Here is a 21,419-nt window from a genome sequence, read left to right as displayed (position 1 = left end):
TTCGGAAGTGAACCGGCCGCTGGCATGGCGACCTGGTGCGCTTCGCCCAGACCGCAATAGTAAGGTGCTGGCTTATTGACCGCTCTTGCGCAACGTCCAGACCGTAGCGGTATTCGTGTTGTCATCCACTGCCGCAAACTGCAAATGCTGGTTGCTGTCGAATCCGAATGCGAGACCAAACGCGGATCCCGAGACGGAATCAACCGACAATTGCGCAACGAATTGCCCGTACACCGTGAACTCGACTATCTCGCTCGGCTGGTTCGGGTCGGCGTTGACCGCGTCGCCATTTGCCGTGACGAGATCGCCGTTGGGTGCGAGCGCCAGCGCGAGCGGCCCGTGAAGGTGAGTGTTGTCCTGGTAGATCATCCTGCCAACACCGCTGTCGTGGTTCGAACCGGCCGCGCCGTAAATGGCGAATATCGCGTTGTCACCTGTCGAGGCGACGTAAAGCACGTCGCGCAACGGGTCGTACGCAAGCCCCGTTGGCCCGACCACCAGGGCGGCCGGATCGGTGCGGTGCAGGTAACCCGATGCGATGATGGTCGAGCTCGGCAGCACCGTGACGCCGCTCGGCCCAAACGCCATATCGATCCTGGCGACCCTTCCATCGAGCACATCCGAAACGAAGACCTTGACGAATTGCCCCGCGTCGATCACCGCGAGATCCCATGGGCCATCCAGCAGGCGCTGATCTTTCAGCTCCTTGACCAACCCGCCCTGCGGGTTGAGGACAAGCAGCGACCCTGGCGCGATAACGTTTTTGCCGTTCGTGGTCGGCACATTGCCCACCAGCACAAAGCCGTTTCTCAGCACGGCGAGCGCCGTCGTGAGACCGAGATGGCTGCCACCGAAGAACGTCACGGGTGTGCCGCCAGGCACGAGCTTGACGATCGTCGTACCCGTGCCCTGCAAATTCGACTTCGCATTGAAATTCGACACCACCACGTCGCCGGGCTTAAGCGTGCTCCACGACGGCACGCCAGCCGGGACGAACGCGATACCGTACGGATTGAGATCGCCGTTGGCCGGTACGGTCGAGTCGGTCATGGACTGTGTCGGCAGGATCGTCTGCTGGGCATCGGCCCGGACAGTCCCCAACGATAGAGCGAGAAGACCGGCTCCACACACCGCACGACGCACAAAGCGAATTGCGCGCGGCGCTTTCGCGAACCTATCGAAGCCCATGTATGAACTGAATGCAGATAAAGAACGAGAAGCTTTCATTTGCCACCTCTTTTCGCACGGACGGTCCGGACCGCCGGGACGAATCGCGCAGCCGGAGAGTCTGCCATGCTTCGCGCGACCCGCGTTTTGTGTAAACGAGCGGGCAATGCACTTATTCCGGGAGACTTTCGGTGGCAGCGTGAGATTGCATTCACGAGATCGCGATAGTGCCGCGTAAAGCGCGGTGATCCGGTCATGCTCTACCGGAGAGTCGTTGCGCACGCATGGGAAGGCATCGTCATGTTCGCTTACGACCATCACGAGCAATGAATTGAGGTGGGACCGCGCACTCTCTGCCAGGCAACTCCAGTATGTGCCGGGCTCAGTCCATGTTCGGCCCGTTCATTCCGGAATATGCCGCTCGCGGCGCACGTTTACTGCCCGTACAGCCCGCCGCAGGACGCGTTCATGCCATTGCTCAGGCAGGGGCGTTCGCGTGCTCAACGAACCGGCGCACGGCAATCGCGAGGCGCCCGACGGGCACAACGTCTTGATGCAAAGGAGATCGCCATGCGTCTCGCTTACGGAATCGCAGTCCTGATCGGTGCAGCCGCTCTCGGCATGACATCGCCTGCGAGCTGGGCGCAGCAAACCGTCAGGGCCACCTTGTTATCGACCGCTATCCAGCTCGACAAGCATAAGGTGAAGACAGGCCGTGTCACGATCGACGTAAAAAATTCCGCGGACAACAACATGGAGCACGAGCTCGTCGTCCTCAAAACCGACCTCGCCGATAACGCGTTGCCCGTCAACAAGGGCCAGGTGCCCGAGCACCAGCTCAGGAAAGTGGGGGAAGTTGAAGATATCGCGCCGGGCAAGAGCAAGCACATGTCATTCAGCCTCGCGCCCGGTCACTATGTGCTCATCTGCAACAAGCCTGGCCATTACGCAGCGGGAATGCACACGACGCTCGCCGTGACGCCTTGAATCGGCAAATGGGTCCGGCCCTTGCACAATCGATCGCGGGGGGTGGCCGAACGATCCCCCTTGCTGGGGCAGTCTGGCCTTTGGGCATCGCGGAATAAAGAGCGCATGCTGAACGTTCTGTCTATGTCCGCAGTCCCTCAGGAGGCCGGGATGACGTTCGAGCAGACGCATTGCCCACCTTGAACAGCGTGAAGTGCGCCTGCTCGTCTTCGTGGTAGGGCCGGGCTAGCGCGAAGCGTGGGCAGCGGCCGGCTTGCCCGTCGGCATTGAACGCAGTGAGTGAACCCGATGCGCGACGATTTCGATCCCACAGCCGGGGCCGGCTTCAGTGAGCCGGTGCTGCGCGCGCTATCGGCATTCGTCGACGGCGAGTTGCCGGGAGCGGAGCGCCAGCAGCTGGCAAACCGCCTGGCCGTCGACCGGTGTGCGGCGAACGCCGTCGCACACTATTGCGCGCAGCGGTCTGCCCTGCGTGCGCTGTTCGCTGATCTAGCCGCACAGGCGAGCCTGTAAAAGGGTTCAAAACATCACCCAAAGCGTCGCGAAAATTTTGGGAATAAGCTGAGCCCGTTGCCGGTATTACGTGTGCGAGCACGCCCGACGACGACTGCAGCGTTTCGGTCCGCTCAGTTCCATCACTTAAATCGGAGTCCAAAGTGAACAAGCGAACCGTGATTGTTTCCCTGCTTTTCCTCGCTGCAGTTCCCGTTGCGCTCAGCGCACAGGCTCAAGAAAAGACCCGGGCGGAGGTGCGTCAGGAGTTGATCGATGCCCAACGCAATGGCCTGAATTTCGTGAGCGACGCATCGTACCCCGACGTAGCACCGGTCTTTCAACAGCAAGTCGACCGGCAAAAACAGGAGAACAGTGACAGTGGCATGGGTGCCGCAACGGCAGGCACGAGCGACGCCGGCCACGCCATGAAAAAGACGGCTCCCGCCGATCCGTCAACTTGCGTCGGACCTGTCAGCTACTGCAATATTTTCTTCGGCTCGTGAGCCACCCGCCGCGGAGCTTCGCGAGCTCCGCGGCAATGCGGGCCCCATAACTGAACAGCCAAGCCTCAAAGAAAATTCTCCCGCACCATCTCGAGCACATCCGCGCCGCGCCCGTTGAGCACGGCTCGAACCGAGTAAAGCGCCATGCCCACCACCGGTTTCACTTCAAAGAATGGCGGCTTGACCAGCTCCAGCGGATTGACGGCGACATTGAGCAAAGCCGGGCCCGGCTGCGCCAACCACTCTTGCACGAGCGCCGGCAATTCGGATGCATTCCTGACGGTCTTTCCCCAAAGGCCGATTGCCTCTGCCACCTTGCCGAAGTCCGGGTTCTTCAGCCGCGTGAACGTATCGAGCATGCCTTCGGACTTTTGCTCGATTTCCACGAAGCCGAGCTTGCCGTTGTCGAACACGACAATCTTGATCGGCACGTCCTCCTGGATTGTCGTGAGCAGCTCGCCGAACAGCATGGAAATGCCCCCGTCGCCGCACATGGCGATGACCTGGCGGCCGGGCGCGGCCTTTTGTATGCCAATCGCGCTCGGCAGCGCGGTCGCCATGGTGCCGTGCAGAAGGCTGCCGAAAATCTGGCGCTTGCCGTTCGCTTCGAGCAGACGCAGCGCCCAGACCACCGGGGTGCCGTCATCCCCGCAGAACAGTGCGTCGTCGGCCGCATATTGGTTGATCAGCGAAGTGAGGTATGAGCCGGGAATGCTGTCGTTGTGTCCGGGCTTGAGATTCTCGCGCTCCGCGGCCATCGTTTCGGCATAGCGTTGCAGGTACTTCTGCTGAAACGCGGCGTCGCTTTTCTCCTCGAGATGCGGCAGCAAAGCCTGCAGCGTGGTGCGAACGTCGCCCACGGCGCCAATCGTGATGTGATGGCGCCGCCCCAGGTGGGTAGGATCGATGTCGATCTGAACGATCTTCGCATCGTCGGGATAGAACTGGCGCCATGCAAAATCGGCGCCCAGCAGCAGGAGCGTGTCGCATTCGAGCACGGCGTTGTAGCCCGCTTCGTTGCCGAGAATACCCGTCATGCCGATGTTGTACGGATTGTCCGGCTCGAGAAAACACTTGGCGCGCGACGTGTGCGCGACCGGCGCCTTGAGCCGCCCGGCGACGGCGACGATCTCGTCGCGCGCGTGCTCGCAGCCTGAGCCCGCATAGATGGCGATCTTCTTGCCCGCGTTGAGGGTGCGCGCAATCTCTTCCATTTGCGCATCGCCGGGCCGGACCTCGGGCCGGCTGTAGTGGACGCGATAAGGGTAGTCTTCGCTCACCTCGCCGTGAGAGATGTCCACCGGCACGATCAGCACCGCCACACCCTGCTTCGAGAGCGCGGCCTGACACGCCATCACCGTCTTCTTCCTCGCCTGGTCGGGCGTGAGGATCATTTCACAGAAGACCGAGCAGCCCTGGAATACCGACTTGAAGTCCACCTCCTGAATGAATTCGAAGCCCATCTCGCCCATCGTCACCTGGCTGGCAATCAGGACGACAGGCACGCGATTGCGGTTGGCCTCATACAGGCCGTTGATGAAATGCAGGCTTCCCGGGCCGCAACTGCCGGCGCATGCGGTCAGGTTGTGCGTGAGCCCGGCCTCCGCGCCCGCAGCGAACGCGCCGGCCTCTTCGTGGCGCACGCTGACCCATTTGATGGAACTGCTCTCCAGATTCTTCGCGAACAGGTTGAGCGTATCGCCGACGATGCCGTAGCAGCGCTTGACGCCCGCTTGCTCGAGAACCTCGACGATAACCTCGGCAACCTTCATGCCCATATCCACCTCCATGGTAAGGAGTCCATTCAATCTAGATGCTGGCGATCACGCCCCCGTCCACGCGTACGATGCAGCCCGTGACATAGGACGCCCGCGCGCTGGCGAGGAACGTCACGACGTCGGCGTATTCCTGCGGATCGCCGAGCCGGCCCGCCGGAATCGACACCGCCGCTTCTGCCTCCACGGACTCGAGCGTGCGGCCCTCGCGTTTCGCCTTCGCCTCGTCGAGAAACCGGATGCGCTCGGTCAGAATGCGGCCGGGCACGACAATGTTCGCCGTGATGCCGTCGGCCGCCACTTCGCGCGCAAGCGTCTTTGACCAACCCACGAGCGAGAGCCGCAGCGTGTTCGACATGCCCAGATTGGGAATCGGCTCGATCACGCCCGAGGAGGTGCTGGTGATCACGCGCCCCCATTTGCGTTTGCGCATGCCCGGCAGGATCCGGTCGCCAATCGCGATCACCGGGAGCACCATCGATCCGAAGTACTTCTGCCACACTTCGGCCGACTGTCCCGCTACCGTCGTGGGCGGCGGTCCGCCCGTGTTGTTGACGAGAATGTCGACGCCGCCGAACGCCGCTTCGATCGCGGCCACATGAGGCTCGATCAGCGACAGGTCGGCAAGGTCCCACTGCAAGGACAAGGATTTCCCGCCCACGGCCTCGACGGCCTTCGCCGTCTGCTGCAAGGCGTCTTCGTTGATGTCCGCGATGGCGACATTGGCCCCTTCACGCGCGAGGGTCACGGCAATCGCGCGACCGAGTCCACCACCGCCGCCCTGAACGAGCGCAGTCCTGTTCTCCAAGCCCAGATCCATGAATTCCCTCCGTCCAGGTGCACTGCACGGAACGAATGTAGGCCACAGTCTCGCCCCGCGCACCCTATACGATGGTATGGAGCGGTCCTGTATGTGTAGAGAAGAGTGGACAAGACGCCGGGTGGGCGCGTCACGCGTCGCTGGATTCTTCCGTGGACACGTCGAGATGAAGCCGGCTCGCCTGCTTGACCAGCATCGCAAACGAATCGGCCTGCATCTTCTTCATGATGTGGCCGCGATGCACCTGCACCGTATACTCAGTAATCCCGAGTATCCCCGCGGCCTGCTTGTTGAGCAGTCCTCTCGCCAGCAGCGGCAGCAACTCCTGCTCGCGCGGCGTCAGCGTGTCGTAGCGTGTGCGCAGCGCAGCGCGATCGGCGGCCTCGCGGCGCAGCACATGCGCCTTCGCCAGCGCCGTGTCCACGGCGCGCATCAACTCGTCCTCGCAGATGGGCTTGGTGAGGAAGTCCAGCGCGCCGCCTTTCATCGCCAGCACGGTCGAGGGAATGTCGCCGCGCCCCGTGATGAAGACGACCGGGACAGGCAGATCGCTCGCCATCAGCTTCTGGACCTCGAGCCCGCCCAGCCCCGGCATCCTCATGTCCAGAATCAGACACGCGACCGCATCTTGACGCGGCGCCTCGAGAAACTCGGCGCCCGAGCCGAACGCATGCACGCTCTTGCCGTTGGCGCGCAGCAAGGCAGACAGCGCTTCGCGCACACGCGCGTCGTCGTCGACGACATAGACCACTTCACCCGCGGATTCCATCGAACTCCTCTGTCGCCCAGCATGACCGGCTTGATGATGCGCACGGCCGCCCCAAGCGGGAAAGCTCATTGAAAGGACCGCCCGAGAGGCGATGATCCGCAAATTATAGTCATGCGAGAGACGCGCCGCGCGCCCCGAGCCGGAGTTGCGGGTTACAGGAATATGTAGTGTCGCGGGCGAATTCGGCGTTATAGGCTTTTCATCCGGTCGCTACGGCGCGGGCCCATGCGCCGCGTTCGACCTGACAAATTGCCAACATCCGTGCGCGAGGTTCCGGCCAGTCAAAAGCTCGTATCATCGCTTGCATAGGCGCCGCAACGCGGAGCAGGACTGCACGTTCGCAAGCCTGTTTCCAATGTGAACAGACCCTTACCATGCGATATCCACGTTCATCGCGGCTTGCCCTCTTCGCCGTCGCCGTAGCGGGCGTGTCGGCTGCGGCGGGCTGGCTCGAGCCGCTCTCCGGCTGCCTCGGCGTCCTTCTGGTGGTGCCCGTCACGCGCTGGCTCGGCCGCGGCTTCGGGCGGCTGGCCGCGGGGTTCACCTCGCTTGGCATCGTGCTTGCGCCGTCCGGTGCACCGCTCTCGGCCATGGGGGCCAGCCCGCTCGTCCACGCGGTCGTCGCCATGGCCGCGGCATGGCTGTGCGCGGAATGCGTTGCGCCGCGGCCGAAGCAGCGCGCATCGACCGCCACGCTCAAGGACGACCCGTTCGGCCTGCCCATCGACGAGCTGAGCCGCAATATCTGGTCGCGGACCATCGACGGCAAGCTCGAATACGTCAGCCAATCCATTCTGGACTACACGGGCCGCACACTCGAGGAGCTGCGCGCGCCCTTCACCCTCGTCCATCCCGACGACGCCTGGATTCCCGCCCGGGCGCTCGCCCGCGCAAAGGAAACGGCAGAGCCCCAGGAGTACCGTTGCCGCTACCGGTCGGCCGCCGGCACCTACGAGTGGTTCGCCGCTGTGATGCATACGCAGCGGGACCGGCACGGCAAGGTGTTCCGCGTGTACGGCATGCACTGGAACATCGACCGGCAAAAGCAGGAGGAAGCGCAACTGCGCCTGCGCAACCAGACGCTCGAAGCCATGGGCGGCCTGATTCCCGGCCACGTGTGGACGGCGCTCCCCGATGGCGTGTTCGAGTATCTGAGCCCGAGCCTGCGCAGCTATACCGGCCTCGTTGACGCGCAGGCGTGCGAAGCGTTCCACACGGTCATCCACCCCGACGACGTGGCGGCCGACGCGCGCTACTGGCAAGACCTCGCGGACGGCCGCAACCCCGAGGAAGTGGAGATCCGTCTGCGCCGCGCGGATGGCGTCTATCGCTGGTTCCTGTGCCGCGCCCAGGCCGTGAACGGCGAGCGCGGCGAGCTGGTTCGCTGGGTCGGCATCGCGTGGGACATCCACGCGCGCAAGCTCGCTGAGGAAGCGCTCGTGCAGCGCGAGCTCCAGTTGCGCGAGATCGCGGAAACGATCCCCGGCATGATCTGGTGCACCGACCCGCAGGGACAGCCCGACTACATCAATCGAAGAACGGCGGACTATGCCGGCGTGACGGCGCGCGATCTCGTGGATCTCGGCTACCGCAGCGTGATTCATCCCGACGACTGGGACAGCGTGTTGCGGGCCTTCACGCACTCGATCGAGACTGGCGAGCCGTACAGCCATGTCACCCGTCTGCGCCGCAAGGACGGTACGTATCGCTGGCACCAGCAGGCCGCCGAACCGATGCGCGACTGCGATGGCAATATCGTCCGATGGTATGGGCTCAGCCTCGATATCGACGAGTTCAAGCACACGGAGGACCGGCTGCGGCAGACCCAGGCGAAGCTGGCCCGCGCGACCAGGATCGCGACGGTGGCGGAGCTGTCTGCCTCGATCGCCCATGAGCTCAACCAGCCGCTCACCGCGGTGATCGCCAATGCCCAGGCGTGCCGGCGCTGGCTCGCGGCGCAGCCACCGAACCTGACCGAGGCCCGCGCGTCGCTCGAGAACCTCGTGCGCGACGCGCACGCCACCGACGAGACGATGCAAAGCATTCGCGCGCTCTTCAGCAAGCGCCAGTCGCTCACGAAGCAGCGGCGCAATGTGCGGGACATGGTGCTCGAAGCGGTGCGCCTGTTGCGCGAGGACGAGAACAAGCGCGACGCGGAAATCGGCTTCGACTTGCCCGGCGATCTGCCTGCGGTTTTTGTCGACCCCATCCAGATCCAGCAGGTGCTGATCAACCTGATCTCCAACGGGATCGAGGCGGCGCGCGGCAGCGGGCGCACGCCGCGCGTCGCCGTCAAGGTCGGGCATGCCAATGCCATGTCGGTGCTGATCGAAGTCGTCGACAACGGCTCGGGCATTACCGACGGCGACAGCATTTTCGACCCGTTCTTCACGACCAAGACCAAAGGGCTGGGCATCGGGCTCGCCGTCTCCCGCTCGATCGTCGAAGCCCATGGAGGACGCCTGTTCGCCTCCAACAATGCGGGGTACGGCGCCACTTTCAGCGCGTTGCTCCCCGTGGCGCCCGTCACCGTTGCCCAGCAGGCGCTGAATGCCACCTGATACTGCAGATTCATGTAATAGCGGGCTCGGCTGCCGCTCACTATGCTGTGATGCAGGCGAGCCAGCGCGCCGATTCGAATCGGGATCCGCGCCGCTCTTGCACGCCCATTCGATTAACTATGGACTGCGTATCATGAAGAACGCCGATCCGGCCGGCCGCACCTGGTGTCACACGATGACACTGCTCGGCCTCGACAGCGTCGTCAAGACGCCGCGCACCCGCCCCTTTCCCTGTCCCGCGCGCACGGAATACGGCGCCGACGCGTACCCGCGCTGCGCGGTCAAGGTGATCGAGCGCCAGGGTCCGAGCGGCGCCACCGTCGCATGGAGCGACCCTACCGCCTGCTGCTATGGCGAGCAGCTCTGGCGGCGCTGCGTGGCGCGCAAGAGCGGCATATGCGCGCTCAGCGGACAAGCCATCGCCCGGGGGGAAGCCGTCTACCGCCCTCGTTTCGTCCAGCCAGCGCCGCGCAACTTCGAGGCCATGATCCTGGCCTCCGTGATGGAAGCGATTCCGCTCGCGGAGCCGGTCTAACGCGGCTCAAAACGTGACAGCGCGATTTGCGCGGACAGCCCAGCCCGTTCAATGGGCATCGTCCGCCGCTTGATACCCGCCGCCCAGCGTCTTCGTGAGCGCGATCGAGGCCTGCAGACTCTGGCTGCGCAGTTGCAGCATGGCCAGCCGCTCCTCGATCTGCGTGTCGCGCGCTTGTTCCACCTGCAGCCTGTCGGCCAGCCCGCGCCCGTAGAGGGCGGAAGCGCTGTCGAACGCGAACTGCACATCGTCGAGCTTGCGCTGCTGCATGCCGGTCCGCTCGCTGAGGTCCTGAAGCTCGCTCCCGGTTTGCGCCACGTCGCGCACCGCGTTCAATACGGCCTGGTTGTACTGGAGGATAGCGGCATTGCTCGCGGCGCGCTCGCCGCTGAGCGAGGCGTTCAGCCTGCCGCTGTCGAACACCGGCAGAGAGAGACCGGGGATGATGTCGATCTGCTGGCTCCGATGCAGAAACAGCTGGGAGAGGTCCAATGCGTTAAAGCCGAAGAAGGCCTTGATATCGAAGTTCGGATAGAACGCCGCTTTGGCGGCGTCCACGCGCCTGAGCGATGCCACGGCATACCAGTGCAGCGCCTGCAAATCGGGGCGGCGGGCCAGCAGCTGAAAACCGAGGCTAGGCGGCACGCCCGTTGCGAGCGCAGGCAGCGGCTTCGGCGCCAACGCGGCGAGCCCGGTGGAATCGGCGCCGAGCAGCGCGCGCAGCGACTCCTGAGCGGTCGTCACCTCGTCGGTCGTCTGCGCGATCTGCTGACTGACCGAGAGCATGCGCGCTTCGGACTGCCTGGCGAGTGTTTCAGGCTCGAGCCCCCGCTCGAAGCGCAGACGGTGTGCATCGAGCTGGACGGCAAGCGCGTCGCGCTCCTGTTTCAACAGGTCGATGCTGGCGTACGCGGTCTGCACCGTATAGTAGATGCGCGCGACATCGGTCGACAGCTCGAGCGCGATGTCCGCCTCCTCCGCCTTCTGCGCGTTCTCGACACCCACCGCCGCCGCGATCTGCGCGCGATGCAGGCCCCAGATGTCGATGTCCCATGCGCCGTCGAAACCCACGAGGCCGGTCGTGTACCACGGGCCGTCCGCGCCTATCGCCGGGTCCTTGCCCGCATAGGCGCTCAGGTAGCCGTTCGAGGACACGCGCTCGCGGTCGATGGCGGCCGAAGCGTTGAGCTGCGGACCGGCTGCCGCCCACGCGAGCCTTGCCTGCGCATGGGCAAGCGCAACGTGCTCGCGCGCGATGGCCATGGTCGGCGACGCCGAGAGCGCACGCTCGATCAGGACCGTGAGTTGTGGATCGTCGTATTGCTGCCACCATGTTTCCGATGGCCAGGTTCCCGCCGGCAACACCAGTTCCGAGGGAAGCTGAACGCGTGTGGCGTCGACCTGGGCCGCCGCGCCGGGGTCATGGTGGATCAACGCACAAGCGCTCAGCATCGCCGCGCACGCGGCGGCCATATAGAGCGAAAGCGATCGTGAAAGCGCGCTTCGACGTTTGCGACCCACGTGCGAGATGGCCCTAGTCATGATGCGCCCCGGCTTGCAGCGCCAACGGGGAAGCGGTGGCGTCGCCCACCCAGTCGGGCAGGCTCGACACGGCACGCCGGACGCGCTCGGCTTCGGCCATCAGTTCCACCCCGCGTTCGCCCTCACCTGCGCGGTCCTCGATCATGCCCGGCAGGCGCGGCGCACTGGCCGACGGCGCGGGCGCGGAGAGCCCCTGCGCATACTCCGCAATGGCCGACGCCGCGCGCGACGAGAAATCGTGCAGCCGCTCGCTCAGATGCGCCGGCAACGCCGCGCCGGCAGCATCGGACGCACTGCGCAGCGCGTCCGCAGCGAGCAGCAATTCGCGCGCGGCCGCCAGCACCGAGTTCGCCAGCAGCGTCACGCGCTCTTCCTCGCCTTCGCGCCAGGTCGGCTCGAGCGCCACGCGCAGCAGCAAGCCCTCGCAGTCGCTGAGCGCGGCCCATGCCGCGATGCGCGCGTGCGCCGCCGCGGACGTCTCGCTCGGGGCATCGCCGGGCGCGAGCAGCTTCGCGATCGAGGCGAGGCAGGCCGAGAGACGGCGCCTGAGCAACGCCGCCTCTCCCTCGGGCCAGAGGGTGATCTGCACGAAGGTCGCGACGGCAATGCCGAGAAAAATCCCGACCATGCGGTCGCGAATCTCGGTCAGGTCGAACGTGGGCGCGAATTGCTCGAGAAACGCCAGCGAGAACGTGAACATCAATTGCACGCCCGCGTAGCTGATGCGCTCGGAGCCCGCGGCAATCCACGCGCCCGCGAACAGGACGGGCAGCACGGCCACGAGCAGCGCCGCGATGCTGTCGATCTGCGGCAGCACGAAGACGACGACGAAGAGCGCGAGCAGACTGCCGGCCACCGCGCCCCAGAACCGCAGCATTGAGCGCCGGCTCGATGCGCCCAGGCCCGGCTGGGCCACGACGAGGCACGTCAGCATCACGGTATGAACGCCTTGCCAGTCGGCCGAGTTATAGAAGAGGTAGCAGACGAGCACGGCGAGCAAGGTCTTGAGCGCGAACTCGCCATAGACCGGATTGGTCCAGGCATCTTTTGCGAGGACAGGCTGGCGCGGCGGCGGGTGCATGTCCACGGTCTGCGCCGTCATGCAGGCGCTCAGATCCAGCAGTGCGCGATGCATCGACACGAGCGCCCACGGCGGCTCGGCGGCCTGCATCGAAGTGGCGTTGGGATCCATCCGCGGCTCTGCGGCCGCCGCCAGCGCAAACGGTCCATCGTGCTCTATCGCGCGAGCCAACGCTGCGCATGCATCGCGCAGCGCCCTCCCGCGCGCGGCAAGGGGAGCAGCAAGGGCCGCAGGCGGGCGCAGGTTCGACGCGGCGACATAGAGGTTCGACACCGCGGTCACGGTGGCGAGGTCGCGCGACTGCGCAAGCGCGTCGGCCTTGCCGCGCATGCCCGAGAATCTCAGCAGCTTTTGCAGCGCGGTGGTGGTGGACTCCACATCGTGCGCCGTCAACGGCGCGCGAACGGTCGAACCGTCGAGCCACGCGTCGAGGCGCGCCTGAACCACCGCGAGCTTCGCCACCATCAAGCGGCGCATCTGGTCGCGCGGCTCCGCCGGCAGCAGCAGCGAATTGATGATGAGCGTGACGGCGATCGGGTAGCACACCGCGGCCCAGACCCAGAGCGTCGCGCGCACGATTGATTCCGCGTCCTGGGTGACGTCCACAAAGGTCTGCACGTAGATGGTGACGAGCGCCGCCACGAAGAACACGATGCCAAACTGAAAGATACGCATCGCATAGAGGCAGCAAAAGAAGATCGCGCTGGCCAATGCGATGCGCAATAACGGCACGTCGAAAGTGAGCTTGAGCACCAGCACCGTGCAGCCGACCGCGAGCGTGACGCCCGCGAGAAACAGGAGCGCAACCAATCGCGTAATGACGACATTGGCCTGCGTCACGTAGAACACGACGATCAGCGACACGGCGAGATAGGGGACTTCGAGCGTCATCGTCACGACGATCACGATCGCCGAAGCGGCGATGGCGCGCAGCGCAACGTTCATGCGGCCCGGGAACGGCGCGAGCTCGTCGTGGAGGAAAGGCAGAAGGCGCTTCATCGTTAAGGATGCCTATGCACGATCAGCCCGCATTGCGCCGGTCGGGGCGGCTGGCCGGGTGAAACGTCGCCACTGCCGAGGTGCCGATGCGAAAGAGGTTGGGGTCCGGGTCCTTGACCAGAATCTTCACCGGGAAGCGCTGCGAAACGTGGACCCAGTTGATGCTGCGCTGCACCTGCGGCAAGCCCTGGGCGACGCTTCCGCCGTCTTCGGGCACGACGCCGAAGCCCACGGAGTCCACTTCTCCCTCGAAGTGCTTCGCGGTATTGCTCATCAAATAGACGGTGGCCCGCGTGCCGCGCCGGATGGCGGCCAGCTCGGTCTCGCGCAGATTCGCGATGACGTACCAGTGGGTCGTGTCGATCAGCGTGAACACGGGCGTCGAGGCGGAGGCGTACTGGCCGCGCGTCGTGCGCAGCGAGACCACCACGCCGTCGAACGGCGAGCGCACCGTCGCGTATTCGAGGTTCAGCGTCGCGGTGGCGATCTCGGCCTGCACCACGGCACGCTGGGCTTGCAGTGCGTCCACGCCGCTGATTGCGGCCGTTGCCTCGCGGGCCTGGAGTTCGGCCGCGGCAAGCTCCGCCGCCGTGCTTTGGGCCGAGGTGCGCGCGCGGTCCAGATCGTCGGCCGAGACGTAGCCCTTTTGCACGAGCGGCTCCATGCGATGCAGGGTATCCGCCGCCTGCTGCGCGGCGGCCCGCGCGCGCTCGACGCTCGCCCGCGCCGCCGAGGCGTTGAATACCTGCGCGTTGACCGAGCGCTGCGTCAGCATGATCTGCTGGTTCAGTTGCTCGAGCGACGAGCGGGCACGGTCGAGCGCATCCTGAAAGGGACGCGGGTCGAGCTGAAATAGCAGATCGCCTTTTTTCACGCGCTGGTTGTCCCGCACCGCGAGATTCACGATCCGCCCCGACACTTCGGGCACGACGTTGATCGTGTCCGCGTACACATAGGCGTCGTCGGTGCGCGGCTCGGAATCCACGCGCCAGATCACCAGCACGCCCATTGCGATAGCCGCCAGCAAAAGAAGTCCCGTGAACAGCTTCTTCTTGCGGCCCTGAGTACTTTCTTCCATGTATTCCCGCTTTCGTCAGACCTCAGAAGAACAGCAGCCAACCCGCCAACGCGAGCAGCGCGACGAGCGACGGATAGCCGAGCGCCGGCGGATCGAGCCAGTCCTCCAGCCCCGCGCGCAGCAACAGGATCCGTATCAGGACCGCCGCCACGACCGCGCCCACGATGCAGAACAGCCAGTCGGGGTAATAGGCGCCCAGCACGTTCGTGGAGGGCGAGCGGCTGCAGCCCTGCAACAGGATGCAGGCCCATGCCGTGCGCCCCCATCGCGCCGCGCTGAGCGCATGGGCCCCGCCACGCCCACCGTTTTCGCGGCGCGGGGTCATGGCGTCGCCGCCACGACGCCATCGAACGGCACGGTGTCGCGCCAGCTCCGTTCGAGCCTGAAGCTGTTGCGCAAATCCGGTGTTATGGTGTCCTGAGCGCACGAAGCGGCGCGCGCGGGCGCCGTCGATGGCACGAGAGACAACACAGCAGCGTCCATGTTCGATTCCTTGCCACGTTCATGCGGTCTGGACCCTGGCATAGGGACCGACCATACGTTGGTATGAGGTCATATATCAGCACATGAAACTACTGTGATGATCGAGCCACCCCGCTCCACCTGCCAATCTGCGCGAATCCGCACGCCGGACATCACCATGACCCGATTGCCTGTCATTGCAGTAGTCGACGACGACGCATCGATCCGGCAGGCGATCACCAGCCTGATTCGTTCGCACGGCTACGCGGTTTATACGTTTTCGTGCGCCGAGGACTTCCTGCATTCGCTCTACTTCGAAGTCACGGAATGTCTGATTACCGATGTCCATATGCCGCGCATGAGCGGCATGGAGCTCTACCTTCAAGTTCGGGAGAAAGACGCACGCATTCCAGTCATTCTGATGAGCGCCGCCTGCGACGATCCAAACATCAGGAATGCCAGGCTCGCGAGCACCTGCCGGGTCCTCGCCAAGCCCTTCGACGACGCGCGCCTGCTCGACTCGATCGTGAGCGCCCTCGAGCCGCGCGCGCGCCGTGCACACCGTGCGCTACCGCCCGCGCAAGCGCTGTGAGCCCGGCGTGGCGGCAACGGTAGCGCATGCTATTTACCCGCGTGCTTGAGGTCTTCCAGCAGCTTCAGGTCGGTGACCGAATACGCCAATGAAAACCGGAAGCCGCCGCCCACCTTCACCGGACCGAACGCGCAGATCTCCTCTCCGCGCGCTTCGGGAAACAGCAGTTCGGCATCGCCGGCCCACGCGTCGGCCACGCTCAGGTTGTCGGTGACCGAGAGCACCAGTTCGTCGACAGCGGGCTTGTCGTGCAAGCCCGCCGCGAGACTCGCGAAATAGCGCCGATTGACGGTCGGACGCGCGAGCAGCGACTTCGGATCCGCTACGGGCTGGCGCAGCGTGATGCGCGCCTCGGCAAGCCGTTCGCCGTGGGCCGAGAGACTCGCGCCAAAGCGCGAGCCGGACGCCACGGGCGCCGCCGCCGCGCTTGGCGCCGCAAACGTGCGGGTCTGATACACCGATGCGAGCTTCTTCGGAAAGCCTTGTGCCCAGCCGCGCGCGAGCGCCGCATCGTTGTCGACGTAGATGTACGGACACCACATGACCGGCGTGCCCTTGTGAACGGCATCGACGAGGAACAGACATTCGCGGTACTGGTAGCGCGCGGGATCGAGGAACTCGTCGTCCTGCGCCGTGAACTGCCAGTCGATGAACAGGACCACGCCGTGCCCGGCCGTCGAGGAGTCGGGGTCGAGGCCGGGCGGCAATGTCGCCGCCGTGGCCTCCGGCTCGGCCCAGAATTCGGCGCCGATGACGTCGCCCGAGTAATGCCAGGGCGGCGGCGGATTGATGGAGGCCTTCCCGAGCGGGGAAAGCGGTGCCATGTAACCTTTGAGCATGGGAATCTCCGCAGAGTGACCATTGCGACTGCAAAGGCATCGGACGGTAATGGCCCGAGGCCAGTTCACGTTAACGCGGCCACGGGCTCCGAACTACTGTACGTAGACATGCCAGAAGCCCCGACCTTCGTATGGGGTCCTCATCCGATCGTTCAGACGGGCGTGCCAATCACGTTGTAAAACTTACCTACTCTGCAGAGCCGCCAAGGGCCGGAGATAATCGAGCCTCGCCAATACGCACCCCTCCATGGCGAGAGGAGAAGTCATGGCCAACGTCTCGAGCGATGCGCTGCCGGCTGCGGCCAGCCCCATCGCCTATGTGATCGACGACGATGAATCGCAGCGCAAGGCGCTATCGAGTCTGCTGCGCTCGACTGGCGTGCGGGCTGAAGTATTCGGCTCCTGCGATGAATTCCTGCGCTTCGAGCGGCCGGAGGTGCCCAGTTGCCTCGTCCTCGACGTGCGCCTGCAGGGCTATAGCGGGCTCGTGTTCCAGGACCAGCAGGCGCTCAGGCACAACCCGATCCCCATCGTTTTCATCACGGCGCACGGCGACGTCTGGATGTGCGCCAAGGCGATGAAATCGGGCGCCGTGGATTTCCTCACCAAACCGCTGCGCGACCAGGAGGTGCTCGATGCGGTGGCGCTGGGCATCGAGCGCGATTCGGAGCGCAGGCGCTCGCTTGCCGCCCACGCCGACTTGCAGCAGCGCTACGCGACGCTCACGCCGCGCGAGCGCGAGGTGATGTCGCACGTGTTGCGCGGCTCGCTGAACAAGCAGATCGCCGCGGACCTGGCACTGAGCGAAGTCACCGTGAAGATGCATCGCGGCCAGGTGATGCACAAGATGGGATCGCGCTCGGTAGCCGACCTCGTCCAGAAGGCCGGGCTGCTGGGACTCGCCCGGTTCCAGCCGGACCTGGCTCGCTAGTGCGAACGCCGTGCGCCCATGCCCAGGCTTGCCGAATTGCTCGCACTCGCCGCGCTGCTGGCTTCGTTGCTGGCTCTCGCGCTGCTCGTGCAGCGCCTGCGCAAGCTGAAGACGAGCCGGGCACATCTTCAGGATACCCAGGCATTGCTCGACGAAGCCATGCGCCTCGCCCTGCTCGAAGAACTGACCGCCTCGATCGCCCATGAGATTGCCCAACCGCTCTCGGCCATCGTGCTCGATGGCCAGGCGTGCCTGCGGTGGATGCGCCAGGACAATCCGCCAAAGCACGAGATGCGGGACTGCGTCGAGCGGATGACGAGCGACGGCCGCCGCGCGGCCGAGACGGTGCATCGGGTTCGCCAGCGCCTGCGACGGCCCCCTCCACAGTTGATCCCCACGTCGATCAACGACGTGGTGCGAGCAATCGCGCCGCTCATCGCGCAAGAGATGGCTCAGCATGGCGCGACGCTCGAACTGCGTCTGTCGCCAGCGCTGCCACAAACGCTGGCGGACGCCGGCAAGCTCCAGCAGGTTTTCATGAACCTCACGCGCAACGCACTGCAAGCGATGGACGCGATGAAGGAGCGGCCCGCCCGCATCGTCATTGCCTCACGGACCGATGAAACGGGCGCGCTGGCTGTCTCGGTGGCCGACAATGGCCCCGGCATAGCATGCGAAGACCTGGGGCAGATCTTCGAGCCGTTCCATACGACCCGGGACGGTGCGCTGGGACTGGGCCTTGCGATCTGCCGATCCGTTGTCGAAGCGCATGGCGGCGAGATTCACGCCATCAACAATCCCGACTGCGGCGCGACTTTTCTCATCACGCTGCCGCCCGCCTGAACACTGCGCGGGCCGTGCCACGATCGGTGCTGTTCGACTGCGCGAGCCCTGTGAATGCAATGCCATTCTGGCCGCCTGCCGAAACCGCTGCGTGCCCCATGCAATTCGACGCGATCGGCTGCAGGCGCAGCCGAATTCGACACGAATTGCTTAATTTGACCTCCGATAATGGTCTGGACACAACACACCTGCCCCGTGCGCCGCACGGGTACGGAAATACCCATGGAGGAGTCGATGCAATTCACGCAAGCGATCGTTCGCCGTCCCGCGCCGTCCTGCGGCGCGGGCCTGACCACCGCCGCGCTCGGCACGCCCGATTACGACAAGACGCTCACGCAGTTCCACACCTACTGCGCGACGCTGCGCCAGCTCGGCGTCGAGCTGACCGAGCTGCCGCCGCTGAACGCCTTCCCCGATTCGCATTTCGTTGAGGACACCGCGGTCGTGACGCCGGAATTCGCCGTGATCACGCGCCCCGGCGCGCCCGCACGACGTGGCGAGACCGAGCATATCGAAGCGGCGCTGGCCGCGCATCGCGACTTGCTGCCGATGCGCGACGGCCGCCTCGACGGCGGCGACGTGATGCAGGTGGGCAAGCGCTTCTACATCGGCCTGACCGGCCGCACCGACGCCGACGGCATCGCTGCATTCGAGTCGCTCGTGTCGCGCTACGGCTATACAGTCGTCGCGGTGCCGGTGGGCGCCGGCCTGCACCTGAAGTCGGTCGTCAACGCACTCGGCGACGACACGCTGCTCGTCACCGAAGCGTTGAGCGCGCATCCCGCGTTCGCCGACTATCGCCGAATCGCGGTCTCGGCCGCCGACGAATACGCGGGCAACACGCTGCTCGTGAACGGTGCGCTGATCACGCCGGCCGGCTATCCGCGCGTGCACGACGCAATCGCCACGCTCGGCCTGCCGCTGCACGTGATCGATACGAGCGAGTTCCGCAAGATGGATGGCGGCCTGACCTGCCTGTCGCTGCGCTTCTAGCCGGCTGGCGTACTGCCCGCTTCGGCCGGATAATGTGGGTCCCGCGCGCAATGGGAGACGTTGCGCGCACGAGCCACGACCCGACCGGAGCGAACGCGGATGACCGACAAGAAAATGCAGCTCGACAAGATCGACCTCCGGATCCTCGACATCCTGCGCAACGACGGACGCATCTCGTACCGCAAGCTTTCGGAACTCGTGAATCTCACGCCGCGCCCGTGCCAGGCCCGCGTGGAACGGCTCGAGGCGCTGGGGGTCATCGAAGGCTACCGGGCGGTCATCAAGGCGCCGCGCGCGACCAAGCCGATCGTCGTGATCGCGCAGATCGTGCTGGCCGATCATGGACGTTCGCAGGCGCCGTTCGAAGAGGAGATGCGCGCGAATCCGGCCGTGCTTGATTGCTGGCTCGTCAGCGGCACGTTCGATTTTCTCGTGCGGCTCGCGTGCGAAGACCTCGACGAGTACCGGCGGATCGCGAACGACTGGCTCGAAAGCACACGCTACCGGATCGAGAAGATCGTGACGACGGCCGAGCTGCAGGCGATCAAGCGCAGCGTCGTCTGACGCGGCGAGGTGCGTTCGAAACGTATTCGATTCGCGTTCGATATGCGTTCGATACGACGCCATCGGACGCGCGGCCAGTCGGCAGTAACGGTTCCGGCTCAAACAACCGGCTCATCGATCTGCATTCCGAATCAAATTCAATCGATGAGCCCGAACTCTTATAAGGTGAGCACTATGGATGCTGTACAAGCGGCAGGTGAGACGGCCGTATCGCCCGGGACGACGCTCAAGCGCCGTCTGCAGGGCCGCCACGTCGCGATGATCGCGATTGGCGGCTCGATTGGCACGGGGCTGTTCGTGGCCTCGGGCGCGTCGATCGCGCAGGCGGGGCCAGGCGGCGCGATCGCCGCGTATATCGCGATTGGGTTGATGGTCTATTTCGTCGTCACCGGCCTGGGCGAGATGGCCGCGCTGATGCCGGTGTCGGGATCGTTCGCGATCTACGGCGAGAAGTACGTCGACGAAGGCTTCGGCGTCGCGCTTGGCTGGACCTACTGGTACAGCTGGGCTGTCACGATCGCGATCGAGCTGGTCGCCGCGCAGATCGTGATGCGGTACTGGTTCCCAGCCGTGCCGGGCATCTGGTGGGGCGCGGGCTTCCTTGTGCTGATCTTCCTGCTGAACACGCTGTCCGTGCGCGGCTTCGGCGAATCCGAGTACTGGTTCTCGCTGATCAAGGTTGTCACGGTGGTTGCGTTCATCGCGGCGGGGCTGCTGATCGGGGCCGGCGTGCTTGGGCACGGGCACACGGTCGGCTGGCACAATTTCACGACTGGCGACGCGCCGTTCGTCGGCGGCGTGCACGCGATGATGAGCGTCGCGCTGATCGCCGGATTCTCATTTCTCGGCACTGAACTGGTTGGGATCACGGCAGGCGAATCGGAGAATCCGCGCAAGACGATCCCGCGCGCGGTGAAGCAGATTTTCTGGCGGATCATGTTGTTTTATGTGCTCGCGATCTTCGTGATCGGGTTGCTGGTTCCGTACACGGACCCGAACCTGCTCAAGAGCGACGTGACCGACATCGGCGTGAGCCCATTCACGCTGGTGTTCAGCCACGCGGGCTTCAGGCTTGCTGCCGACGCGATGAATTTCGTGATCCTTACGGCTGTGTTGTCGGCTGGAAATTCGGGTACCTATGCGGCCACGCGGATGCTGTATAACCTCGCGGCGGAAGGGCGCGCGCCCGCCATGTTCGCGACGTTGTCGCCGGGCGGCGTGCCGCGCAATGCGCTGTATGCGACGATGGCTGTGGGTGGGCTGTGCTTTCTCACTTCGCTGGTCAATAATCAGAGTATCTATCTGTGGCTGCTGAATACGGTGGGTATCACTGGCTTTATTGCGTGGCTTGGGATTGCGGTCTGTCATTACCGGTTTCGGAAGGGTTTTCTGAAGCAGGGCTTCCGGCTCGATCAGTTGCCGTATCGGGCGAAGTGGTTTCCGTTTGGGCCGCTTTTTGCTATCGCTGTGTGTATTGTTATCTCGGTTGGGCAGGATTATCAGGCGTTTTTCGCGGCTCGCGTTGACTGGATGGAAGTGCTTTCCATCTATGTCTGGATTCCGCTGTTTGTGGCGATTTGGTGGGCTTATCGGCGTGTGAGGAAGAGCCGGCTCGTGCCGTATGAGGAGATGGAGATCCGGCCGTGGTTGACGCGCTCGGTCGAGGCAGTTGATGAAGTGGTGGCGCGGCGCGAGCAGGCGCAGTGATCAGTAGGTGGCGTCGTTAGGTGGCGTCGTTAGGCGCCTTCATCCCGGCGCCCTCACCCGGCGCCCCCCGCCTCGCCGGACTGTTGCAGTACTCGCCAGGCCCGCGCGGACATGAGTTCTGCCTGACGTGCAGCGGCATTCTGTGCAATGCACGATGTGTTTGGTGTGCGTTACAG

At 64.7% G+C, this 21,419-nt stretch carries 21 protein-coding genes; 11 read left to right on the top strand and 10 right to left on the bottom strand.

The genetic code is table 11. The features are described from left to right. Positions 1 to 72 precede the first annotated feature (72 nt). On the bottom strand, positions 73 to 1,227 hold the full coding sequence (locus tag EYW47_RS24060; protein WP_205710148.1) for an NHL repeat-containing protein: 1,155 nt from the start codon (positions 1,225 to 1,227) through the stop codon (positions 73 to 75). Between the two features lie 510 nt (positions 1,228 to 1,737). Here EYW47_RS24060 and EYW47_RS24055 point away from each other — a divergent pair. The 3 genes from EYW47_RS24055 to EYW47_RS24045 all read left to right on the top strand — a co-directional run bounded on the left by EYW47_RS24055 (position 1,738) and on the right by EYW47_RS24045 (position 3,152). Next, on the top strand, positions 1,738 to 2,154 hold the full coding sequence (locus EYW47_RS24055) for a plastocyanin/azurin family copper-binding protein (RefSeq protein WP_133197340.1): 417 nt from the start codon (positions 1,738 to 1,740) through the stop codon (positions 2,152 to 2,154). Positions 2,155 to 2,442: 288 nt separating this feature from the next. Then, positions 2,443 to 2,667 carry a zf-HC2 domain-containing protein gene (locus EYW47_RS24050; RefSeq protein WP_133197339.1) on the top strand — a complete coding sequence of 75 codons (225 nt, stop codon included), beginning with the start codon at positions 2,443 to 2,445 and terminating at the stop codon, positions 2,665 to 2,667. A gap of 143 nt (positions 2,668 to 2,810) precedes the next feature. Next, complete coding sequence (locus EYW47_RS24045; RefSeq protein WP_133197338.1) at positions 2,811 to 3,152, top strand: DUF4148 domain-containing protein; 342 nt, start codon at positions 2,811 to 2,813, stop codon at positions 3,150 to 3,152. Between the two features lie 65 nt (positions 3,153 to 3,217). On the opposite strand, the gene EYW47_RS24040 is transcribed toward EYW47_RS24045, so the two are convergent. The 3 genes from EYW47_RS24040 to EYW47_RS24030 form a co-directional block, all read right to left on the bottom strand. Further along, positions 3,218 to 4,930, bottom strand: a complete 1,713-nt coding sequence (locus tag EYW47_RS24040) for a thiamine pyrophosphate-dependent enzyme (protein ID WP_133197337.1) — start codon at positions 4,928 to 4,930, stop codon at positions 3,218 to 3,220. Positions 4,931 to 4,961: 31 nt separating this feature from the next. Then, positions 4,962 to 5,747, bottom strand: a complete 786-nt coding sequence (locus tag EYW47_RS24035; RefSeq protein ID WP_133197336.1) for an SDR family oxidoreductase — start codon at positions 5,745 to 5,747, stop codon at positions 4,962 to 4,964. Between the two features lie 130 nt (positions 5,748 to 5,877). Beyond that, entirely contained in the window at positions 5,878 to 6,516 is a 639-nt protein-coding gene (locus EYW47_RS24030) for a response regulator transcription factor (protein ID WP_133197335.1), read from the bottom strand. Positions 6,517 to 6,890: 374 nt separating this feature from the next. On the opposite strand from EYW47_RS24030, the gene EYW47_RS24025 reads away from it, so the two are divergent. Together EYW47_RS24025 and EYW47_RS24020 are read left to right on the top strand one after the other, a co-directional pair. After that, entirely contained in the window at positions 6,891 to 9,077 is a 2,187-nt protein-coding gene (locus tag EYW47_RS24025; RefSeq protein WP_133197334.1) for a PAS domain-containing sensor histidine kinase, read from the top strand. Positions 9,078 to 9,210: 133 nt separating this feature from the next. Beyond that, complete coding sequence (locus EYW47_RS24020; RefSeq protein ID WP_165976663.1) at positions 9,211 to 9,612, top strand: DUF3331 domain-containing protein; 402 nt, start codon at positions 9,211 to 9,213, stop codon at positions 9,610 to 9,612. Between the two features lie 48 nt (positions 9,613 to 9,660). On the opposite strand, the gene EYW47_RS24015 is transcribed toward EYW47_RS24020, so the two are convergent. The 5 genes from EYW47_RS24015 to EYW47_RS41010 are packed head-to-tail and all read right to left on the bottom strand — an operon-like array spanning position 9,661 to position 14,795. After that, entirely contained in the window at positions 9,661 to 11,154 is a 1,494-nt protein-coding gene (locus EYW47_RS24015) for an efflux transporter outer membrane subunit (protein ID WP_240763887.1), read from the bottom strand. Further along, on the bottom strand, positions 11,147 to 13,234 hold the full coding sequence (locus tag EYW47_RS24010) for an FUSC family protein (protein ID WP_133197332.1): 2,088 nt from the start codon (positions 13,232 to 13,234) through the stop codon (positions 11,147 to 11,149). The genes EYW47_RS24015 and EYW47_RS24010 overlap by 8 nt, the downstream gene beginning before the upstream one ends. Before the next feature lie 22 nt (positions 13,235 to 13,256). After that, the gene (mdtN, locus tag EYW47_RS24005) at positions 13,257 to 14,312 is read right to left on the bottom strand and encodes a multidrug transporter subunit MdtN (protein ID WP_133197331.1); all 1,056 of its coding nucleotides are present in this window, start codon (positions 14,310 to 14,312) and stop codon (positions 13,257 to 13,259) included. 22 nt (positions 14,313 to 14,334) lie between these two features. Continuing rightward, positions 14,335 to 14,637: a YtcA family lipoprotein gene (locus tag EYW47_RS24000; RefSeq protein WP_133197330.1), complete on the bottom strand. Its 303-nt coding sequence runs from the start codon at positions 14,635 to 14,637 to the stop codon at positions 14,335 to 14,337. Further along, on the bottom strand, positions 14,634 to 14,795 hold the full coding sequence (locus tag EYW47_RS41010; RefSeq protein WP_165976662.1) for a hypothetical protein: 162 nt from the start codon (positions 14,793 to 14,795) through the stop codon (positions 14,634 to 14,636). The genes EYW47_RS24000 and EYW47_RS41010 overlap by 4 nt, the downstream gene beginning before the upstream one ends. A 157-nt stretch (positions 14,796 to 14,952) precedes the next feature. Between EYW47_RS41010 and EYW47_RS23995 the strand changes: the two genes are divergently transcribed. Then, the gene (locus EYW47_RS23995) at positions 14,953 to 15,366 is read left to right on the top strand and encodes a response regulator transcription factor (RefSeq protein WP_165976661.1); all 414 of its coding nucleotides are present in this window, start codon (positions 14,953 to 14,955) and stop codon (positions 15,364 to 15,366) included. A gap of 29 nt (positions 15,367 to 15,395) precedes the next feature. Here EYW47_RS23995 and EYW47_RS23990 read toward each other — a convergent pair whose 3' ends face one another. Then, on the bottom strand, positions 15,396 to 16,205 hold the full coding sequence (locus EYW47_RS23990) for an acetoacetate decarboxylase family protein (protein ID WP_133197328.1): 810 nt from the start codon (positions 16,203 to 16,205) through the stop codon (positions 15,396 to 15,398). 265 nt (positions 16,206 to 16,470) lie between these two features. Between EYW47_RS23990 and EYW47_RS23985 the strand changes: the two genes are divergently transcribed. The 5 genes from EYW47_RS23985 (at position 16,471) to EYW47_RS23965 (ending at position 21,243) form a co-directional block, all read left to right on the top strand. Beyond that, entirely contained in the window at positions 16,471 to 17,136 is a 666-nt protein-coding gene (locus EYW47_RS23985) for a response regulator transcription factor (RefSeq protein WP_133197327.1), read from the top strand. An 18-nt stretch (positions 17,137 to 17,154) separates the two neighbouring features. Further along, positions 17,155 to 17,979 (top strand): sensor histidine kinase, encoded by an 825-nt coding sequence (locus tag EYW47_RS23980; RefSeq protein ID WP_133197326.1) that lies wholly within the window; start codon positions 17,155 to 17,157, stop codon positions 17,977 to 17,979. A 234-nt stretch (positions 17,980 to 18,213) separates the two neighbouring features. Further along, positions 18,214 to 18,972 carry a dimethylarginine dimethylaminohydrolase family protein gene (locus tag EYW47_RS23975; RefSeq protein ID WP_133197325.1) on the top strand — a complete coding sequence of 253 codons (759 nt, stop codon included), beginning with the start codon at positions 18,214 to 18,216 and terminating at the stop codon, positions 18,970 to 18,972. Positions 18,973 to 19,071: 99 nt separating this feature from the next. Next, on the top strand, positions 19,072 to 19,536 hold the full coding sequence (locus EYW47_RS23970; RefSeq protein ID WP_133197324.1) for an Lrp/AsnC family transcriptional regulator: 465 nt from the start codon (positions 19,072 to 19,074) through the stop codon (positions 19,534 to 19,536). A gap of 174 nt (positions 19,537 to 19,710) precedes the next feature. Next, complete coding sequence (locus tag EYW47_RS23965; RefSeq protein ID WP_133197323.1) at positions 19,711 to 21,243, top strand: amino acid permease; 1,533 nt, start codon at positions 19,711 to 19,713, stop codon at positions 21,241 to 21,243. The last annotated feature ends 176 nt before the right edge of the window (positions 21,244 to 21,419 follow it).

Origin of the sequence: Paraburkholderia silviterrae, from assembly GCF_004353915.1 — a bacterium.
GTDB classification, from domain to species: Bacteria; Pseudomonadota; Gammaproteobacteria; order Burkholderiales; family Burkholderiaceae; genus Paraburkholderia; species Paraburkholderia silviterrae.
The sequence above is the reverse complement of the archived record's forward strand: the minus strand, read 5'-3'. Positions and strand labels throughout refer to the sequence as shown.